Genomic DNA, 18,237 nt, shown 5'->3' with positions numbered 1-18,237 from the left:
GAGGGTGCCGCTGAGAAGACTCACTCTGCAATTGACATCACACCGAACCCTGTGGGAGCGGGCTTGCCCGCGAAGAGGCCGGCACTGACAATTTCTTCATCGACTGACACACCGCCATCGCGGGCAAGCCCGCTCCCACAGGTTTTGCGTCCGACCCGGCATTTGCGTGCGTCCGTGCGGGCAAATCTGCCAAGCGGCTGGCTAGAGCGCGCAAGAAGGCCTAGAATTCCCGCATTGTTTATTCCCCAAGGTAGCCCCGTAATGTCCTTCGCTGAGCAACTGACCCGCCTGCAAGTCTTCCTCGACGCCGACGAGCTGCACGACGAGGCGCTGGATTACGTCGCCGCCCACGGTTACCTGACCGCGCTGTCGATCTGCTCCGAAGACGTTCCGGAGCGCGAGTGGATCGACGCGCTGTTCGCCGAAGAGCCGCATTACACCGACGAAGCCCAGCGTGCCGAAATCGAAGCCACGCTGATCGGCCTCAAGGCGCACATCGCTCGCCAACTGGCCTCGGATGAAGAATTCGAATTGCCGTGCGAACTGGATCTGGGCGAAGAGCCGGACGACTCCGAACTGCGCGGCTGGTGCATCGGTTTCATGGAAGGCGTGTTCCTGTGCGAAGCGGCCTGGTTCGAAACCGCCGAAGAAGAAGTCAGCGAAATGCTCCTGCCGATCATGGTCGGTTCCGGCCTGTTCGACGAGCAGCCTGAATTCGAAGACATCGCCAAGGACGCCAACCTGATGGACGACATGATCGTTCAGATCCCGGAAGCCCTGACCGCGCTGTACCTGCTGTGCCAGGCCCCCGACGAAAAACCGGCGATCCTCAAGCCTCGTCATCACTAAGAACCGGCCTATGGACAACCCCATAGGCAACCGACCCCTGATGTTGCGCTACGTCCTGCTGGCCATCGGCTGGCTCAGCGTGGCATTGGGTGTGATCGGGATTTTCATGCCCGTCCTGCCCACCACCCCTTTCCTTCTGCTCGCCGCAGCCTGCTTCGCGCGCAGTTCTCCGCGTTTCTATCAATGGCTGGTCGAGCATCCACGGCTCGGGCCATGGATCCGCGATTACCTCGATGGCAACGGCATTCCGCTCAAGGGCAAGGTCTACGCGATCGGGCTGATGTGGGCGAGCATTCTGTTCTCGTGTTATCTGGTGCCGCTGGTTTGGGCGCGTGGGTTCATGCTGACCAGTGCGGTGCTGGTGACGGTTTATATTTTGCGGCAGAAGACCTTGAAAAAACGCTGATCGCCCCACCGTCGGCAGCACAACCGTTCATCCGATATCCGTCCGCACCTGTCAGAGTTGACAGGTGCGCGCTTTAACGTCGCATGATTAATTCTTCCGTATCGGCGCTGACAGCCCAGGTAAGCGCCCCGTGTGGAAGGCGAAAATTCATGAACAGCTCACAATACCTGATATTCCCTCCTGCGCCGCGTTCCGGTATCGGTGTGCTGGCCCTCTATCCGCCGCAACCACTCCTGCACAAGCTGCAAACTGACAAGAGCTACGGTATCAACATCGCCATGGCTGCTCAGAACATTAACGGATTGGGCTTCCTTGTCCCGGAGTATCTGTCTCAAGGCATTGGTGACCATATCAAAGTCTTCATCGATAAACCCGATGTCACTAACCCTTTGTCCGTGATTGATTTCATCCTTACGGAGGAGGATTTTGAGGCCGATGGAAAGATTCCTAAAACCGTACTTTTTTACATTTCAGCTGAAATCCTCGAGGAGAAATTCCTGCCGTTTACAGACGTCAGGCTGGATTGCTGGATGATAGTCACAAGACCGAGCGGCAACCCATCGGAATCGCCACACGCACAGCTCTGGTTCAAATACCCCGCACCCGGCGAGGCGGACACTGATGGTGGAAAGTCCCTCAATCAGGGCCTCAAGCTGCCGCTCGCATCGGAAAGCATCGTCGATCAGAACGTCATCGACGCAGGCATGGATGTCACGGTCAAGCATTACTTCAATCAGCAGATCGGTGATACGGTCGTGCTGACATTTGGTTCGCTTCGGCTGGACTTCGTCGTGACTGACGCCTCGGCCGACATCGTTTTCACGCTTACAGCTGAACAACTCGGCGAATTGCCAAAAACCAGCAGTCTGGTGGTGCGCTGGAGCGTCTATGACGTTGTCGAGAACTCCAGTGGTTTTTCGGAACCGCTCATTCTGCCGTTCAAGCCCGGAATAACTTTGTTGGCCGCGCCGATTTTCGAGCAGTCCGATGGCGACGACGTTCTACACCATGACTGGCTTGCAGGCGGCCCGACGAACATTCTCCTGACGGGCAGTTTTGCGATCAACGATGTGATCGACCTGACACTGGAAGGATTCACCCGAAACAACGTGCCAGTCACTCATACCTATTCTTTAACGGTGACCGTCGCCAGCAAGACACTGAACTTTCCCGTGGAAAATTTCCGCATTCAAAATGTGATAGGTGGAAGTTTACGGGCAACCTATATCCTGACCAGAGCAGGTCAGCCCAAGCTCTCCAAACCTGCTGACGTAACCGTTGCGGGTAAATCGTTGCCACTGGGAGCGCCGGAGGTCACCCCACTGGTGGAAGGCGAACTGGCGGTCGATACTGCCAAAGCACTAATAAATGTCGCCAGCTTCTGGCCCTTGAAACAAGGGGCAGAGGTCAAGCTGCACTGGCAGACCACAGACATCAATGGCAAGTTGGTACAGTTCACTTGGGGACAGCTGGTAACCGATCCTTCAAAGCCCATCGTTTTCGAGGCCGAGAACGAGTACATCAAGCCCTACGCCAGCGCGAGACTGGCCGTGCAGGCCACCATCACCAATCCCGGCGAAAGTGAAGTCTTTTCCGATATCGCGCAGTTGAAGATCGGCGATCCCAAGGAGCTTGTCCTCACGCCGCCTTCACTGGTATCACCTTTCACTAATCCGCTTGATCCCTTGGCAGCGCTGCCGGGCATGCTCGTGGAGTATCTCGATGCCACGACCGAAAAAGTCCGTCTGGTATGCACACCACTGCCTCTGGGATTTGATCGCTTCCCGCTGGTAGATCTGGATTCGGCCAAACAAGCCCGCTTTCCGTTCGACAGGCGCCTCATTGTGGCGCTTCACGGTGAAACCGTGCGATTCAAATTCAACCTGAATCAGGACGGCAAGAAAATCGGATCATCTCCGGAAACAGAGATTTCTTTCAAACTGATCGCTGATCAGGATCCCAGGTTTCCGCGACCGCGAATCATTGGCATTGATAACGCAATACTGGACGTAAAAAAACTGACCAGCGCAGACAAATTGGCGGTCAACCTCTGGCACGGACAACGGCCGGGCCAGAGCATGACGCTGGTGCTGATCGGCATCGACAGCACAAACAACCCTGTCCGCCACGTCATCATCAACGCGGAGGCGAGCGTCACCAGCGCCGGGCTGATACGGGAACTGTCAACGCCGACGCTGGAAGTGTTGAGAAATCTCAAAAGCGGCAGTACGGCGACATTGATATTTTCCGTGCGCCTGGGGTTGCGCGGCAAACCGGTGGAATTTCCTCACCAGACGTACCAAATCGAATCTCTGGTTGAACTGCAACCGGTCATTACATTGGTCAAGGACTCGCAGAACCGGGAGATTCCGCATAGCGACTTTACGGTTGACCCCAATGTCACGGTTGAAGGGACTGCGAGTACAGAGCAGCAGGTTGAAGTGCTGGTGGATGGCAAGCCGGTGGAGACGTTGACCACAGACAAGGACGGCAAATTCTCAGTGCTACTGAAGGGGCTCGTTGTCGATGTACTGACAATCGTGCAGATTCGGGCGCTCTATGGTGAAGGTCTGCTCTCTCCTTTGCGTTCGTTCACGCTACGCAAAGCGCTGCAAGTCAACAATAGCGCCATGGCCCTGCATGGACCGAGAGTTTATGCATGGCCCCACAGTGCGGACTTTCCAGGTAACACTCAAATCCGTGCTGCTGTCCCGTCTACCGGCGTTCCCCCGATCACTTACAGAAGCAGTAATTCGAACGTGGCCCATGTTGACGGCAACGGGAAAGTCACCGGTATGCGTAACGGCAATACCTACATCACGGTGCAAGACCGATTCAGCTCATTTTCATACAACGTTGATGTTCGGAATATCTACCAGCTGTCCGTGTCTGGGTATGCAATGAACCATTACCAGGCAGTAAATTGGATGAACAGTGTTTATGGTTCAGTTCCTTTAAACAATTATTTTAATAGCATGTACGCTGTCTATGGCAAAGACCATAACTGGCCGCTAGCTTCTGGCTGGATAACATGGATGTGCACCGGCGCTGCATGTGGGCACAATCAGGGGGGTTACTACGTTTGGCGAGGCGGCGGATATCTCTGCCGTAACGACTTGAGCATCGGATATTGGGCATGGTGCCTCAGACCTTATTGACAACTGTGCCGTGCCATTGCTGCTGAGCAGCAGATCATGCTCGGGAAGTTGGCGGTGAATCGGATTCTGGATAATTTGGGCTGTCGGCGTGAGCTTGTGTCAAACACCGGCTGATTGTCCGGGCCATCTCTGGCCCCTTTGCGAGCAGGCTCGCTCCCACATTGAAATGCATTCCACCGTGGGAGCGAGCCTGCTCGCGAAGACTGACGTGTGAGCAACGCAGTACCATCAGGCAGAAAAAAACCGCCGTCCCTATGAGCTGGACGGCGGTTTTTTTGTTTCAGACGGCGCTTACACCGTATCCACCTTCAACGAATGATCATTAAGCATGCCGCTGATGATCGTCGCCGTGTCGTGACCGCTGGCAATCATGCCGCCCGCCCCCGGTGTCACGCCGTAGTGGCTGGCGAGGTTGACGCCGGCCAGGTCGATGGTCTGGTTCGGCGTGCCGCCGGCCATGGCGCTGACGTCGATACTGGTCATCACCGAGGCGCCGCTGCCGCTGACGGTGAAGTGCAGATAGTCGTCCAGCGACGCGGTGCTGGCGTTTTCGCCTTGCAGCAGTTGCGACAGGTCGAGCTTGTCGGTACCGGGGGTGAAGTCGGTGATCAGGTCGTGACCGCTGTTGCCCTTGAGCCACTGGAAGGTGTCAGCCCCTGCCCCGCCTGTCAGCGTATTGTTGCCCATGCCACCGATCAGCAAGTCATCGCCAGCGCCGCCATTGAGGAAGTCGTTGCCGAGGCCGCCGTTGATCACGTTGTTGTTGCCGTCGCCGGTGAGGCTGTCGTTGAAGTTCGAGCCGATCAGGTTTTCGATACCGGTCAAGGTGTCAGTACCGGCGCCGAGGGTGTTCTGCGCACCGAGCAGGCCGAGATTGACGGTGACGGCGGCCGTGGCGTGGGCGTAGCTGGCGGTGTCGCTGCCAGTGCCGCCATCGAGCAGATCGTTGCCCGCGCCGCTGTAGAGCAAATCGTTACCGCCGTCGCCGTGCATTTCGTTGTTGCCAGAGCCGGCGGTGAGCACGTCGTTGCCTTCGCCGGCATTGATCACGTTGTTGCCGCTGCCCGCTACCAACACGTCGTCGCCAGCAGTGCCGGTCAGGATGTGGCCGTCCTGATAGCTGATGCTGACGTTGGCCGTGTCGCTGCCGCCGTGGTTGTCGTTGGCGGTGTAGGTGCCGTGGTAGTCCGGTGTGATGTCGTGGGCCCCCGCATAGTTGAGGGTCATGGTCAGTTGGTAGTTTTCCGCCGCGTTCGGGTTGCCGCCACCATTACCAATGTTGGTGATGTGGATCTGGTAGACGCCGTCCGCCGAGGCGCTGAGGGTCTGGCCGTCCGCCAGCGCCATCCAGGCACCGCCGTTGAGCGAATACTCCATGCTGATCTTACTGGCACCCAGATTGTGATCGAGGTTAAGGGTTTCGCCCTGACGTAGATTGACGGTAATGCGGTCTTCATCGTTGGCATTGCTGTTGCTCACCATGCCCAGATAACCGCTGACCACCAGCACGGCGGTCATGGTCGCGGCATTGGCGCTGAAGGCGCTGCGCACATTGGCCAGGTTCTGGTTGGCCGCATTATTGTTCTGCCCAGTGAAACCGATCAGGCCGGTACCGGTGAAGTCCGCCGCTTTCGAGACCCAACCGGTGTTGAAACTGGTTGGCGTAGCGTTGAGGGTGTCGCCGTTCGGATCGCTGTCATTGGCCAGCAGCAGCTCACCCGGCACCACGATGTTGCCCGAGAGCACGTTGGTGATGACGTGATCGTCCATCGCCACCGGTGGCGCGTTGGGAATCACTTTCACCGTCAGGGTGGAGCTGGCCAGATCGCCGTCGTTGTCGCTGACGGTGAAGCCGATGTTTTCGGTGATGACCACGGCGGTGGTTTTCTGCGAGGTGTAGCTGTATTCGCCGGTATCGAGGTTGACCACCAGCGTGCCGCTGTTGTTGGTGGCGATACTGACGGTGTTGTTGGCGGTATTGAAAGTGCCGTGGTTGACGCCGCCGCTCGCGGTCAACGAACCCTGGCCACTGAGGGCTTTCGGATCGTAGGTGTAGGTGGTGCCGTCGACCACGATCGACTTGATGAAACCGCCATCGGCACCGAACGAGCCGCCCTCGCCCAGCAGCGAACCGGTGACCGGCGCGCCCTGCACGGTGCCGGACAGCACCGAGTTGAGCTGGTTGAGATCGGTGACCACCACCGCATTGGTATTGGTGTGGTTGATGCCGTCGTAGGCCAGCGGATCGAGGTTGGCGTTGCTCACGCCACTGCCCAGACCGATTGCATAGTTCTTGATGTTGTTGGCGTCGAGGAAGTTTTTCAGCGCGGCTTCGTCAGCCGTGCCGATGTCGCCCTCGTTAGGCTTGCCGTCGGAGAAGAAGTAGCCGACGTTCTGTGCCCCGGTGAGTTTGCCGGAGGTGTCGAACGCGGTCTGCATCACCGCCACGGCGGCATCGTAGTTGGTGCCGCCGCCGGCGTTGAGGCCGGCGAGCAATGTCTTGGCAGTAGCGACATCGACCCACACCGTGGTGCGGTCGGCGGCATTGCTGCTGAACGTCACCAACTGCACTTTCACATCGCCCAGATCATCGTACTTGTCGAGCAAGGCGCCAATGGCCTGCTTGGCCAGTGCCAGCCGCGACAGGCCCGGCACGCCAGAGGGATCGGCCATGCTGCCGGAGATGTCGAGGACGATGAGGATGTTGGAATCGATCTCCACTGCGGTAACCGAGCGATCCGAGGCAACGGCTTTCGGCACATCGTCGACGATGTTCACCACAAGCGTGCTGGTGGTGCTGTTGCCCAGCGCATCGGTGGCTTTGTAGGTGAACGTTTCGCTGAGCGTGTTCGGCCCGTCGTTGGCGTTCGGCGCGGTTTTCGGCGCCGAGGTCAGCGTGTAGGTGTAGGTGCCGTCAGCGTTCAGCTGCAGTTGCCCGTAGCTGCCGGTGGCGTTGCCGACCAGGGTGTAAGTGATCGCGCCGCTGCCACCACTGACCGAACCGAGCAGCGTGCCGCTGGCGGTTTCACCGGTATTGCCCGGTTCGCTGCCGGTGACTGTGCCGGGGGCGAGATCCTGGCCATCCGTGTTCAGGTCGAGGGCTTTTTCGTAGACCGTGACATCCTGATCGACCGAGGCGACCAGTTTGCCGTCGGCAACATTGATGGTCAGCGTTGTGGTGCTTTCGTCGCCATCGCTATCACGGATGGTGTAGGTGAACGTGTCGGTCGCCCCCGGCGGGCTCACCGAGTTCGGGTTGCTGTGGTAAACCGCGTTGCCCGCCGCGTCGAGGGTCAGGTAGCCGTAGTTGCCGTTGATGTTGCTGTTGAGCCCGCCGCTGGCTGACGTCGCGGTGTTGCTGCCGGCGCGCACGCCGACCACCGTGGCGGCGCCGTCGGCACCGCTGAGGTCATTGCCGAGCACACTGACATTGACCGTGCCGCCCTCCGCTACCGAGCCGGTATCGGCGTTGGCAGTCGGCAGATCGTCGACGATGTTGACGTTGATCTGACCGCTGGCGGTACTGCCATCGGTATCAGTGGCGACCACGTCGAAGCTCTCGCTGAGGCTGTTGGCACCGTTGGCGTTCGGGTGGGCTTCGTTGTCGACCAGGGTGTAGCTGTAACTGACCACGCCGGTGGCCGGATCGTAACCGGTGATGGTGAAGGTGCTGCCCAGTGGCGAGACCACCGATTGCGGCAAACCGGCGGCGACGCCATTGCTGATCACCGCAATGCCGCCGACCGTCAGGGTTTGCAGGCCATCAAGCGCAGTCACGGTGAAGCTGCCGCTCTGGGTCAGCGCCGAGGTGTTGGGGCTGCTGCCGTCGCTGAGGTTTTTCTCGTAGACGGTGATTTCGCCGCCCTTCACATCGAGGCCGTCGAGGCACACCGGATCGTCGTTGTTATGGATGTTCAGCACCAGGTTGGCGGTGCTGGTGTCGCCGTCCGCGTCGGTGATGGTGTAGGCGAAGGTTTCCGTGCCGTTGCCGCCGCCCTGGAGGTTTTTGAAGTCGGCGTCGTTGGCGTCCAGCGTGTAGGTGTAAGTGCCGTTGGCGTTGAGCACCAGCGTGCCGTAAGTGCCAGTGAAAGTACCGGCAGTCACCGGGCCGCTGGCGACGCGGTCGGCGCCCTGCACATCGTTGTCGAGGACGTTGCCGGTCAGGGTCAACCAGGCTTCGCTCGCGTTGTCGGCATTGCTGTCATTCAGCGCTTTCGGCACGTCATCGACGATGCTCACAACGATCGTGCTGGTGACGACATTGCCCAGCGAATCGGTGGCCTGATAGGTGAAGGTTTCGCTCAGGCTGTTGGCGCCGTCGTCAGCGTGCGGCGTGGTGGTCGCTGGCGAAGTCAGGGTGTAGGTGTAAGTGCCATTGGCATTGAGAACGATCTGCCCGTAGTTGCCGGTAGCACTGCCAACCAGCGCATAACTGATCGCGCCGACCGCACCGGTGACCGAGCCGACCAGGGTGCCGGAAGCGGTTTCGCCAGTGCTGTTCGGATCGCTGCCGACCACACTGCCCGCTGCCAGATCCTGGCCATCCTGGTTCAGGTCGAGGGCTTTTTCGTAGACGGTGACATCGGTGTCGCTGACTGCTTTCAGGCAGCTGTTGTAGACATCGATGGTGATCGTCGTGGTGCTTTCGTCACCGTCGGCATCGCGCACGGTGTAGGTGAACACATCCACCGCGCCCGGGCCGTTCACCGTGTTCGGATTGCTGTGATAAACGGCGTTGCCGTTGGCATCAAGCGTGAGGTAGCCGTAGGTGCCGTTGATCTGCGAATTGAGTCCGCCGATGGCCGAAGTCGAGGTGTCGGCACCGGCACGCACGCCGACCACTGCGCCGGTAATCGCCGGGCCATCCGCGCCGCCGACATCGTTGTTGAGTACGTTGCCGCTGACGGTGCCACCCTCGGCCACCGAAGCCGCGTCCGCATGCGCGGTCGGCAAATCATCAACGATGTTGACGTTGATCTGGCCGCTGGCGGTGCTGCCATCGGTGTCCGTCGCGACGACGTCGAAGTTCTCGGTGAGGCTGTTGGCGCCGTTGGCGGTTGGATGGGCTTCGTTGTCGGCCAGGGTGTAGCTGTAGCTGACCACGCCGGTCGCCGGATCATAACCGCTGATGGTCAAGGTGCTGCCAAGCGGCGTGATCACTGATTGCGGAAACCCTGCGGCCACGCCATTGGTGATCACCGCGATGCCGCCAACCGTGAGGGTCTGCAGACCATCGAGAGCGCTGACGGTGAAAGTGCCGTTCTGGGTCAGCGCGGGCGTGTTGGGGCTGGTGCCGTCGCTGAGGTTTTTCTCGTAGACGGTGAGTTCGCCACCGTTGACGTCGAGGCCATTGAGCAGCACCGGATCATCGTTGTTGTGAATCTGCAGAACAAGGTTGGCAGTGCTGGTATCGCCGTCGGCGTCGGTGATGGTGTAGGCGAAGGTTTCAGTGCCGTTACCGCCGCCGGTCAAAGCTTTGAAATCGGCATCGCTGGTATTGAGCGTGTAGGTGTAGGTGCCGTCGGCGTTCAAAACCAACGTACCGAAAGTACCAGTGAAAGTGCCCGGCGTGACTGGACCGGTGGGTACGCGGTCAGCGCCTTGGATGTCGTTGGTCAGGACGTTGCCGGTCAGGGTCAGTTGGCTTTCCGAGGCGGTACCGTTGCTGTCGTCGTTGGCTTTCGGCAGGTCATCGACGATGTTCACGTCGAGGGTACCGGTGGCGGTGGTGCCGTTGTCATCGACCACCGTGACCGCGAACTGCTCAGGCAGATTGTTCGCGCCGTTGGCGTTCGGATGTGCTTCGTTGTCGGCCAGGGTGTAGCTGTAGCTGACCACGCCCGTGGCAGCGTTGAAACCAGTAATCGTCAGCGTGCTGCCCAGCGGCGTGGTGATCGATTGCGGGAAACCTGCGGCGACGCCATTGGTCACCACGGCAATTCCACCAACAGTCAGCGTGGTGACGCCGTCCAGTGCAGTGATGGTGAACGTGCCGTTTTGCGTCAGCGCGCCAGTGTCCGGGGCGCTGCCGTCGCTGAGGTTTTTTTCGTAAACCGTGAGCTCGCCGCCAGCGACGTTCAGGCCATCGATGATTACTGGATCGTCGTTGTTGTGAATCTGCAGAACCAGATTGGCAATGCTGGAGTCGCCGTCGGAATCAGTGATGGTGTAGGCGAAGGTCTCTGTGCCGTTGCCACCGCCGGTCAAGGCTTTGAAATCGGCATCGCTGGTATTCAGGGTGTAGGTATATGTGCCGTCGGCGTTCAGCACCAATGTGCCGTAAGTACCGGTGAAAGTACCCGGCGTGACCGGTCCGGTGGGTACGCGGTCAGCGCCTTGTATGTCATTGGTGAGGACATTGCCGGTCAGGGTCAGCACGGTTTCCGAGGCAACGCCGTTGGCGTCGTCAAACGCTTTGGGCACGTCGTCGGTGATGTTCACGTCGAGGGTGCCGGTGGCCGTCGTGCCGTTGTCATCGACTACCGTGACGGCGAATTGCTCGGGCAGATTATTGGCGCCGTTGGCGTCCGGATGCGCTTCGTTATCAGCCAGGGTGTAGCTGTAACTGACCACGCCGGTTGCAGCGTTAAAACCAGTGATGGTCAGCGTGCTGCCCAATGGCGTGGTGATTGACTGCGGGAAGCCTGCGGCGACGCCGTTGGTCACCACGGCGATGCCGCCGACGGTCAGCGTGGTGACGCCGTCCAGCGCGGTGATGGTGAACGTGCCATTTTGCGTCAGCGCGCCAGTGTCCGGAGCGCTGCCGTCGCTGAGGTTTTTTTCGTAAACCGTGAGCTCGCCGCCAGCGACGTTCAGGCCGTCGATTGTGACTGGATCGTCGTTGTTGTGGATCTGCAGAACCAGATTGGCAGTGCTGGAATCGCCGTCGGCATCAGTGATCGTGTAGGCGAAGGTTTCCGTGCCGTTACCGCCGCCGGTCAAGGCTTTGAAATCGGCATCGCTGGTATTCAGGGTGTAGGTGTAGGTGCCGTCGGCGTTCAGAACCAAGGTGCCGTAAGTACCGGTGAAAGTACCCGGCGTGACCGGTCCGGTGGGTACGCGGTCGGCGCCTTGGATGTCGTTGGTGAGGACGTTTCCGGTCAGGGTCAGCAAGGTTTCCGAGGCAATGCCGTTGGCGTCGTCAAACGCTTTGGGCACGTCGTCGGTGATATTCACGTCGAGGGTGCCAGTGGCGCTGTCGCCATTGCTGTCGGTGGCGATCACGGTGAACTGTTCGCTGAGATTGTTCACGCCGTCGCCGGCCGCGTGGGTTTCGTTACCGTTGAGGGTGTAGCTGTAGCTGACCGTGCCAGTGGTCGCGTTGTAACCGGTGATGGTCAGGGTGTTGCCCAGTTGCGTGGTGATCGACTGGGGAAAGCCGATCGGCACGCCGCCAACAATCACGTTGATGCCGCCGATGCTCAGGCTGTTCAAACCATCCGCTGCCGAGACCGTGAAGCTGCCACTTTGCGTCAACGCGCCTGGATTAGCCGCTGTACCGTCAGGCAGATTGGCTTCATTGAGGTTCAGCTCGCCGCCCGCCGCGTCAAGGCCGTTAAGGATGACCGGATTGTTCACCGGTGGCGGTGGCACCACGACTGGCGCTGGCGTGTCGTCGCCATTGTCGATGTCCGCGTCGCGACGATACTCGGGAAATTCGGGAATACCGTTGAAGCCAGCGGTGGGGAAACCAATGATCGGATCGACTCGGCCGCCGACTTCGGTGAGCAGAACGAAACTGTGCCCGCCGCCCAGTTCACCGGTATTGCCGGTGGGCGCGTTGGGGCCGGCGGCAGTGGCTTCGGCGGTTTTGCTCGGGTCTTCACCGGCGGCGATGGCTTGCTGGATCTGCTCGACATCGGTCAGTTGCGCCTGGCTCGGGGTCTGCGCTTCGTCGACGTTCACCGGCACAGCCTGGTCGGCCAGCAATTGCCCGCTCATGGTAATGCTGCTGCCCCGGCCGAGGGTCAATTCCTCGCCGTTTTGCAGTTTCACTGCCACCGCGCCCTCCGCGCCGGTGATCAGTTGATCGCCAGCGTACAAACGATCGCCTTCGAACAGCGGACGCTTGATGCCGTCGCTCGCTTGAGCGAACACCTGACCAATGACTTTTGTGACCGTACCGATGAGCGTTGCCATGTGAAATCCTCCGCTGCCGACCACCGTCGGCACTGGTTCGCGAAGCAGCCCATGGCTCAATCGGGTTGCCGGGGGCGACGCTCGCACCCTCGACAGTTCGTTTCGCAGGCCCGGATTGAAACGAATTGTCAGCGCTATCAAGCACTTGCCAACCCTGTTCAATCCATCGACCCACTAGCGCTACGTAACGGTGGTGAATCACCCGAGTGACAAAAATCTGTCGCTCATTCCCCGCTACGCGTCCCTCCCCTTCAGCAGTACTTCGCAGTGTCTCGCAAAGTGAATGGAACTTTCCTCAAGCCTTTTCGAGCTCCCTAAAGCGCATAAAACAAAGGCTTTCGAGCTGAACAATGTGCTGCTTTTGAAAAACCGCATAAGTTTTTTTTGGAATAAACCTTATGAAAATTTTTTCTTAGCTACGCTCTAGGATGTTCTTAGCTCTGTTGTTACAAGAGTGAAACGCTTACACCCTAAATTTACGTCAAATATTTGGCGACGGTAACACAACATTGAGATCCAGGGAGATGCACCCATGCGCGTTTTAACCCCCCTCTGCAGCGCGGTTTTGCTGGCCATGGCTTGCACTTCCCAAGCCCAGGCGATGAACCTCACCGAGGCGATTCAGAGCACCATCGCCACCCACCCGGAGCTGGCTTCGCGCGTGGACGCCCGCTTGTCAGCGGATGAACAGGTGAAAGTGGCCAAGGGCGGGTTTTATCCGTCGGTCGATCTGAACGCTGCCTACGGGCGCGGCTACAGCGACAACACCAACACCCGCGCCTTCGGTAATCACAATACCGAAATCCTCAACTACACCCAGTCGGAGCTGCGCTTGCGGCAGATGATCTTCGACGGCTTCAACACCGCCAACGAGGTCGAGCGCACCAAGGGCGTGTCCAATTCGCGCGCCTACTACGCGCAAGGCACCGCACAGGATCTGGCCCTGCGCACCATCGAGGTCTACCTCGAAGTGCTCAAGCGGCGTGAACTGGTGACGCTGGCGAAGAACAATTTGCAGGCGCACTTGCGCGTCAACGATCAGATCGGCCTGCGCACCGAGCGCGGCATCGGCAGCACCGCCGACTCCGATCAATCGGTTGCCCGTCGTGCGCTGGCGCAGAACAACCTCGACACCGCCGAAGTCGATCTGGCCGACGCCGAATCGAATTTCTACAGCGTGGTCGGACGCATGCCCGATGAGCTGGAAACCCCGGCCTCGACTCGCGGTGAGATGCCGCCGGACCTGCGTGAAGCGCAGCAGAGCATGGTCGACAACAACCCGTACCTGAAATCGGCCCAGGCTGACGTGCAGTCCGCCGAGAGCCAGTACGAAGTGGCCAAGTCGCCGTTCTACCCGCGCTTCGATGCCGAAGCAGCAGTCGGCGCGAACAACAACGTGCAGGGCGACGAAGGCCACGACAACGAATGGCGTGTCGGTGTGGTGATGAACTACAACCTGTTCCGTGGCGGCAGCGACAAGGCACGTCTGGCCGCGAATGCCCACGACATCAACCAGGCGATGGACATCCGCAACAACGCCCTGCGTCAGCTCAACGAGAACATTCGTCTGGCCTGGAACGCCATGGAGAACGCCAAGAAGCAGACACCGACCGCTCGCGAGTACGCAGAAACCACCAAACGCGTGCGCGCCGCTTATCAGGACCAGTTCGGCCTCGGCCAACGCACCCTGCTCGACCTGCTCGACAGCGAAAACGAGCTGTACAACGCCAACCGTCGCTACACCGAAATCCGCTACACCGAGGAATACTCGATGTACCGCGTGCTGGCGAACATGGGCCAATTGCTGAGCAAACAGCGCGTGGTGCTGCCGGCTAATGCGATTGCCACGACCGAAGTAAAAAACCAGGCGCGCCTGCCGGAACTGAAGTAAACGGTGCAGGAACTGACTTTGCCCTGATCGTTCCCACGCTCTGCGTGGGAATGCCTCAAGGGACGCCCCGCGTCCAGTGACGCGGAGCGTCACGGGCTGCATTCCCACGCAGAGCGTGGGAACGATCCGATAACCGAGCCCGTTCAACAGAGGCAATCACTATGACCAGCATGGAACCCGGCGCCACCGGGGTCGATCCGCGCCTGAGCTTCGACGATCCGTTACTCGACGGTCTGCTGATCCTCTGCAAATTGCATGGCGCCACGGTCAGTCGTGCCAGCCTGAGTGCCGGGCTGCCCCTGAACAAGCAACGCCTGAGCCTCGATCTGCTGCCCCGTGCAGCAGCGCGGGCCGGATTACAGGCGCGCTTGTTGCGCCGTGAATTGAAAGACATTTCACCGCTGAACCTGCCGATCCTGCTGCTGCTCAACGACGGCCGCACTGCCGTGCTGCGGCGCTTCGGCGAGGACGGCAAAGCCCTGCTGCTGCCCAGCGAAGCCGACGGCGGCGAGCAATGGGTGAGCCGCGAAGAACTCAACGAGCACTACAGCGGCCAGGCCTTGTTCGCCCGCCCGCGCCATGAACTCGAAGACCTCCGCGCGCCGCTGGTGCCACGGGTAAATGCGTGGTTTCGCGACACCCTTAAACTGTCGAAATGGCTGTACAGCGATGCGATTCTCGCCAGTTTCCTGATCAACCTGCTGGGCCTGATGGTGCCGCTGTTCGTCATGCAGACCTACGATCGCGTCGTGCCGAATCAGGCGACCTCGACGCTGTGGGTGCTGTCGATCGGCCTGTTGATCGGCACCGGTTTTGAACTGGTGCTGCGCGTGGTGCGTGCGCACCTGCTCGACACCGCCGGCAAGAAAACCGATGTGATCCTCTCGGCAACGTTGTTCGAGCGCATCACCGGCATGTCGATGAAGGCGCGGCCGGCGACCATCGGCGGCTTTGCCCAGAGCATTCACGACTTCCAGGGCCTGCGTGAATTTCTCACCGCCGTGACCCTGACCAGCCTGATCGACTTGCCCTTCGTGGTGTTGATGCTGGTAGTGATCGGCCTGCTTGGCGGCTGGCTGGTGGTGATTCCACTGCTGGCGTTTCCGATCACCATCATCTTCGCCATGGCGATTCAGGTGCGCCTGCGTGACACCGTGCAGAAAAGCCTGAGCCTCGGCGCCGAGCGTCAGGCAGTGCTGATCGAAACCCTCGGCGGTCTGGAAACCCTCAAGGCCTGCGGCGCCGAAAGCGAGCGCCAGCACAAATGGGAAAGCACCCACGGCGCCCTCACCCGCCTCGACAGCCATGCGCGCAACCTGTCGGCGCTGGCCACCAACGGCACGCTGTTCATCCAGCAGTTTTCCGGGATGGCGACGATTGTGGCCGGGGTTTACAGCATCATCGCCGGCAACCTCAGTGTCGGCGCGCTGGTCGCCACCTACATGCTTGGCAGTCGTGTGCTTGCCCCGCTCGGCCAGATCGCCGGGCTGATCACCCGCTATCAGCAAGCGCAACTGACCATGAAAAGCACCGACGCACTGATGGCCCTGCCGCAGGAACGCGACGGCAAACAACGGCCACTGGAACGTACGCAGCTGCAAGGTGCCCTCGACGTCAGCGGCGTGACGTTCCACTACAACGGCCAGAACGCACCGGCGCTGAGCGAGGTCAGCTTCAGCCTGAAAGCCGGCGAGCGGGTCGGCATCATTGGCCGTAGCGGTTCCGGCAAAAGTACCTTGGCGCGATTGGTGATGGGCTTCTACGAAGCGGAACAAGGCCAGTTACTGCTCGACGGCCTCGACCTGCGCCAACTGGACGTGGCTGACCTGCGCCAGCAGATCGGTTATGTCGCCCACGACCTGCCGCTGCTGGCTGGCAGCCTGCGCGACAACCTGACCCTGGGCGCGCGTTACATCAGCGATTCACGCATGCTCGAAGTCGCCGAACTGACTGGCGTCACCGAACTGGCCCGACAACACCCGCAAGGCTTCGACCGAGCGGTGGGCGAACGCGGGCAATTGCTTTCCGGCGGCCAACGCCAAGCGGTGTTGCTGGCGCGGGCATTACTGCTCGATCCGCCGATCATGCTGCTCGACGAACCCACCAGCGCCATGGACAACAGCAGCGAAGATGCACTGCGGCAGAAACTGCATGGCTGGGTGCAAGGCAAAACCCTGCTGCTGGTCACCCACCGCACCTCGATGCTGAGCCTGGTGGACCGGTTGCTGGTACTGGATAACGGCCGGGTCGTCGCTGACGGCCCGAAAGAAGCGGTCATCGATGCACTGCGCAAGGGCCGTGTCGGCTCGGCGGCGGTCTAGGAGTTACGCCATGCCTGCTTCCTCCGATAGCAACAAGCGCGGCTACTTCGACAGTTTCGGCAAAAGCGCCGAAGCCGAGTTCATGCCGGAAACCGCTGGCGCAGCATTGCAGGATTCGCCGCGCAAATCGCGGATCACCGTGTGGCTGGCGGCAGCGCTGCTGATCGCCGCTCTGGTCTGGGCCAAATTTGCCGTGCTCGAAGAAGTCACCATGGGCGAAGGCAAGGCGATTCCGTCGAGCAAGGTTCAGGTAATCCAGAACCTTGAGGGCGGCATCGTCACCGAGATTTTCGTTCGCGAAGGCCAGATGGTCGGCAAGGGCGACACCCTGCTGCGTCTGGATGACACGCGCTTTCGCTCGAACAAGGGCGAGAGCGAGGCCGACCGTTACGCGCTGACCGCGCAGGTTGAACGGCTGTCAGCAGAGGCCGAGGGACGCCCCTTCAAACTCTCCGCTGAAGTCATCGCCAAAGCGCCGCAAGTCGCCGAGGACGAGCGCTCGCTGTACGAGCAACGCCAACGCCGCTTGGCCAGTGAACAGCGCACCCTCAGTGAACAACTGCGGCAGAAAACCCAGGAGCTGGCCGAATTTCGCTCCAAGCAGGGCCAGTTCAGCTCGAGCCTCGCGTTGTTGCAACAAGAAATGAACATGTCGGAACCGCTGGTCAAAACCGGTGCCGTTTCACCGGTGGAAATCCTCCGCCTCAGACGCAGTGCCGTGGAAATTCGCGGTTCGCTCAACGCCACCACGCTGGCGATTCCCCGCGCCGAATCGGCGATCGCCGAGATCCGCAGCAAGATCGACGAATCCGAGCAGACCTTCCGTTCCGAGGCCGCCAAAGAGCTGAATGAGAAACGCACCGACCTATCGAAAATCACCGCGTCGAGCATCGCCATCGACGACCGCGTCAGTCGCACTACGGTGACGTCGCCGGTGCGTGGCGTGATCAAGCAGATGAAGGTCAACACCATCGGCGGCGTGGTCCAGCCGGGCAGCGACATGGTTGAAATCGTGCCGCTGGAAGACAACCTGCTGATCGAAGCCAAGGTCCGCCCGCAAGACGTCGCGTTCCTGCATCCGGGCCAGAAAGCCATGGTCAAGTTCAGTGCCTACGACTACACGATTTACGGCGGGCTGAGCGCCAAGCTCGAACTGATCGGCGCCGATACGATTACCGATGACAAGGGCAACAGCTTCTATCTGATTCAGGTGCGCACCGACAAGAATCACCTGGGCGGCGACGTGAAACCGCTGCTGATCATCCCGGGGATGGTGGCGACGGTGGACATTATTACCGGCGAGAAAAGCGTTTTGGATTACCTGCTCAAACCGGTGCTTAAAGCGCGGACCGAGGCGATGCGCGAACGTTAGCCAATGATCGTTCCCACGCTCCGCGTGGGAATGCCGCCCGGGACGCTCCGCGTCCCTTCACGACGGTGACGCAGAGCGTCACTGGATGCATTCCCACGCAG

At 60.1% G+C, this 18,237-nt stretch carries 7 protein-coding genes; 6 read left to right on the top strand and 1 reads right to left on the bottom strand.

The features are described from left to right. Positions 1 to 261 precede the first annotated feature (261 nt). The 3 genes from QMX86_RS16805 (at position 262) to QMX86_RS16795 (ending at position 4,413) form a co-directional block, all read left to right on the top strand. Positions 262 to 849, top strand: coding sequence for a YecA family protein (locus QMX86_RS16805; protein ID WP_071171393.1), 588 nt, complete (start codon positions 262 to 264; stop codon positions 847 to 849). Between the two features lie 10 nt (positions 850 to 859). Next, positions 860 to 1,255: a YbaN family protein gene (locus tag QMX86_RS16800; protein ID WP_282385099.1), complete on the top strand. Its 396-nt coding sequence runs from the start codon at positions 860 to 862 to the stop codon at positions 1,253 to 1,255. 149 nt (positions 1,256 to 1,404) lie between these two features. Next, positions 1,405 to 4,413 (top strand): Ig-like domain-containing protein, encoded by a 3,009-nt coding sequence (locus tag QMX86_RS16795; RefSeq protein WP_282385097.1) that lies wholly within the window; start codon positions 1,405 to 1,407, stop codon positions 4,411 to 4,413. Between the two features lie 291 nt (positions 4,414 to 4,704). Here QMX86_RS16795 and QMX86_RS16790 read toward each other — a convergent pair whose 3' ends face one another. After that, positions 4,705 to 12,552, bottom strand: a complete 7,848-nt coding sequence (locus QMX86_RS16790; RefSeq protein WP_282385095.1) for a retention module-containing protein — start codon at positions 12,550 to 12,552, stop codon at positions 4,705 to 4,707. Positions 12,553 to 13,084: 532 nt separating this feature from the next. On the opposite strand from QMX86_RS16790, the gene QMX86_RS16785 reads away from it, so the two are divergent. The 3 genes from QMX86_RS16785 (at position 13,085) to QMX86_RS16775 (ending at position 18,136) form a co-directional block, all read left to right on the top strand. Further along, a complete protein-coding gene (locus tag QMX86_RS16785) occupies positions 13,085 to 14,443 on the top strand; it encodes a TolC family outer membrane protein (protein WP_282385093.1) in 1,359 nt (452 codons plus the stop codon). Positions 14,444 to 14,604: 161 nt separating this feature from the next. Next, positions 14,605 to 16,764 carry a type I secretion system permease/ATPase gene (locus QMX86_RS16780; protein ID WP_282385091.1) on the top strand — a complete coding sequence of 720 codons (2,160 nt, stop codon included), beginning with the start codon at positions 14,605 to 14,607 and terminating at the stop codon, positions 16,762 to 16,764. 10 nt (positions 16,765 to 16,774) lie between these two features. Next, a complete protein-coding gene (locus QMX86_RS16775; protein WP_039761043.1) occupies positions 16,775 to 18,136 on the top strand; it encodes an HlyD family type I secretion periplasmic adaptor subunit in 1,362 nt (453 codons plus the stop codon). The last annotated feature ends 101 nt before the right edge of the window (positions 18,137 to 18,237 follow it).

This window comes from Pseudomonas sp. PS01270, assembly GCF_029959775.1.
GTDB lineage: Bacteria > Pseudomonadota > Gammaproteobacteria > Pseudomonadales > Pseudomonadaceae > Aquipseudomonas > Aquipseudomonas atacamensis.
The sequence above is the reverse complement of the archived record's forward strand: the minus strand, read 5'-3'. Positions and strand labels throughout refer to the sequence as shown.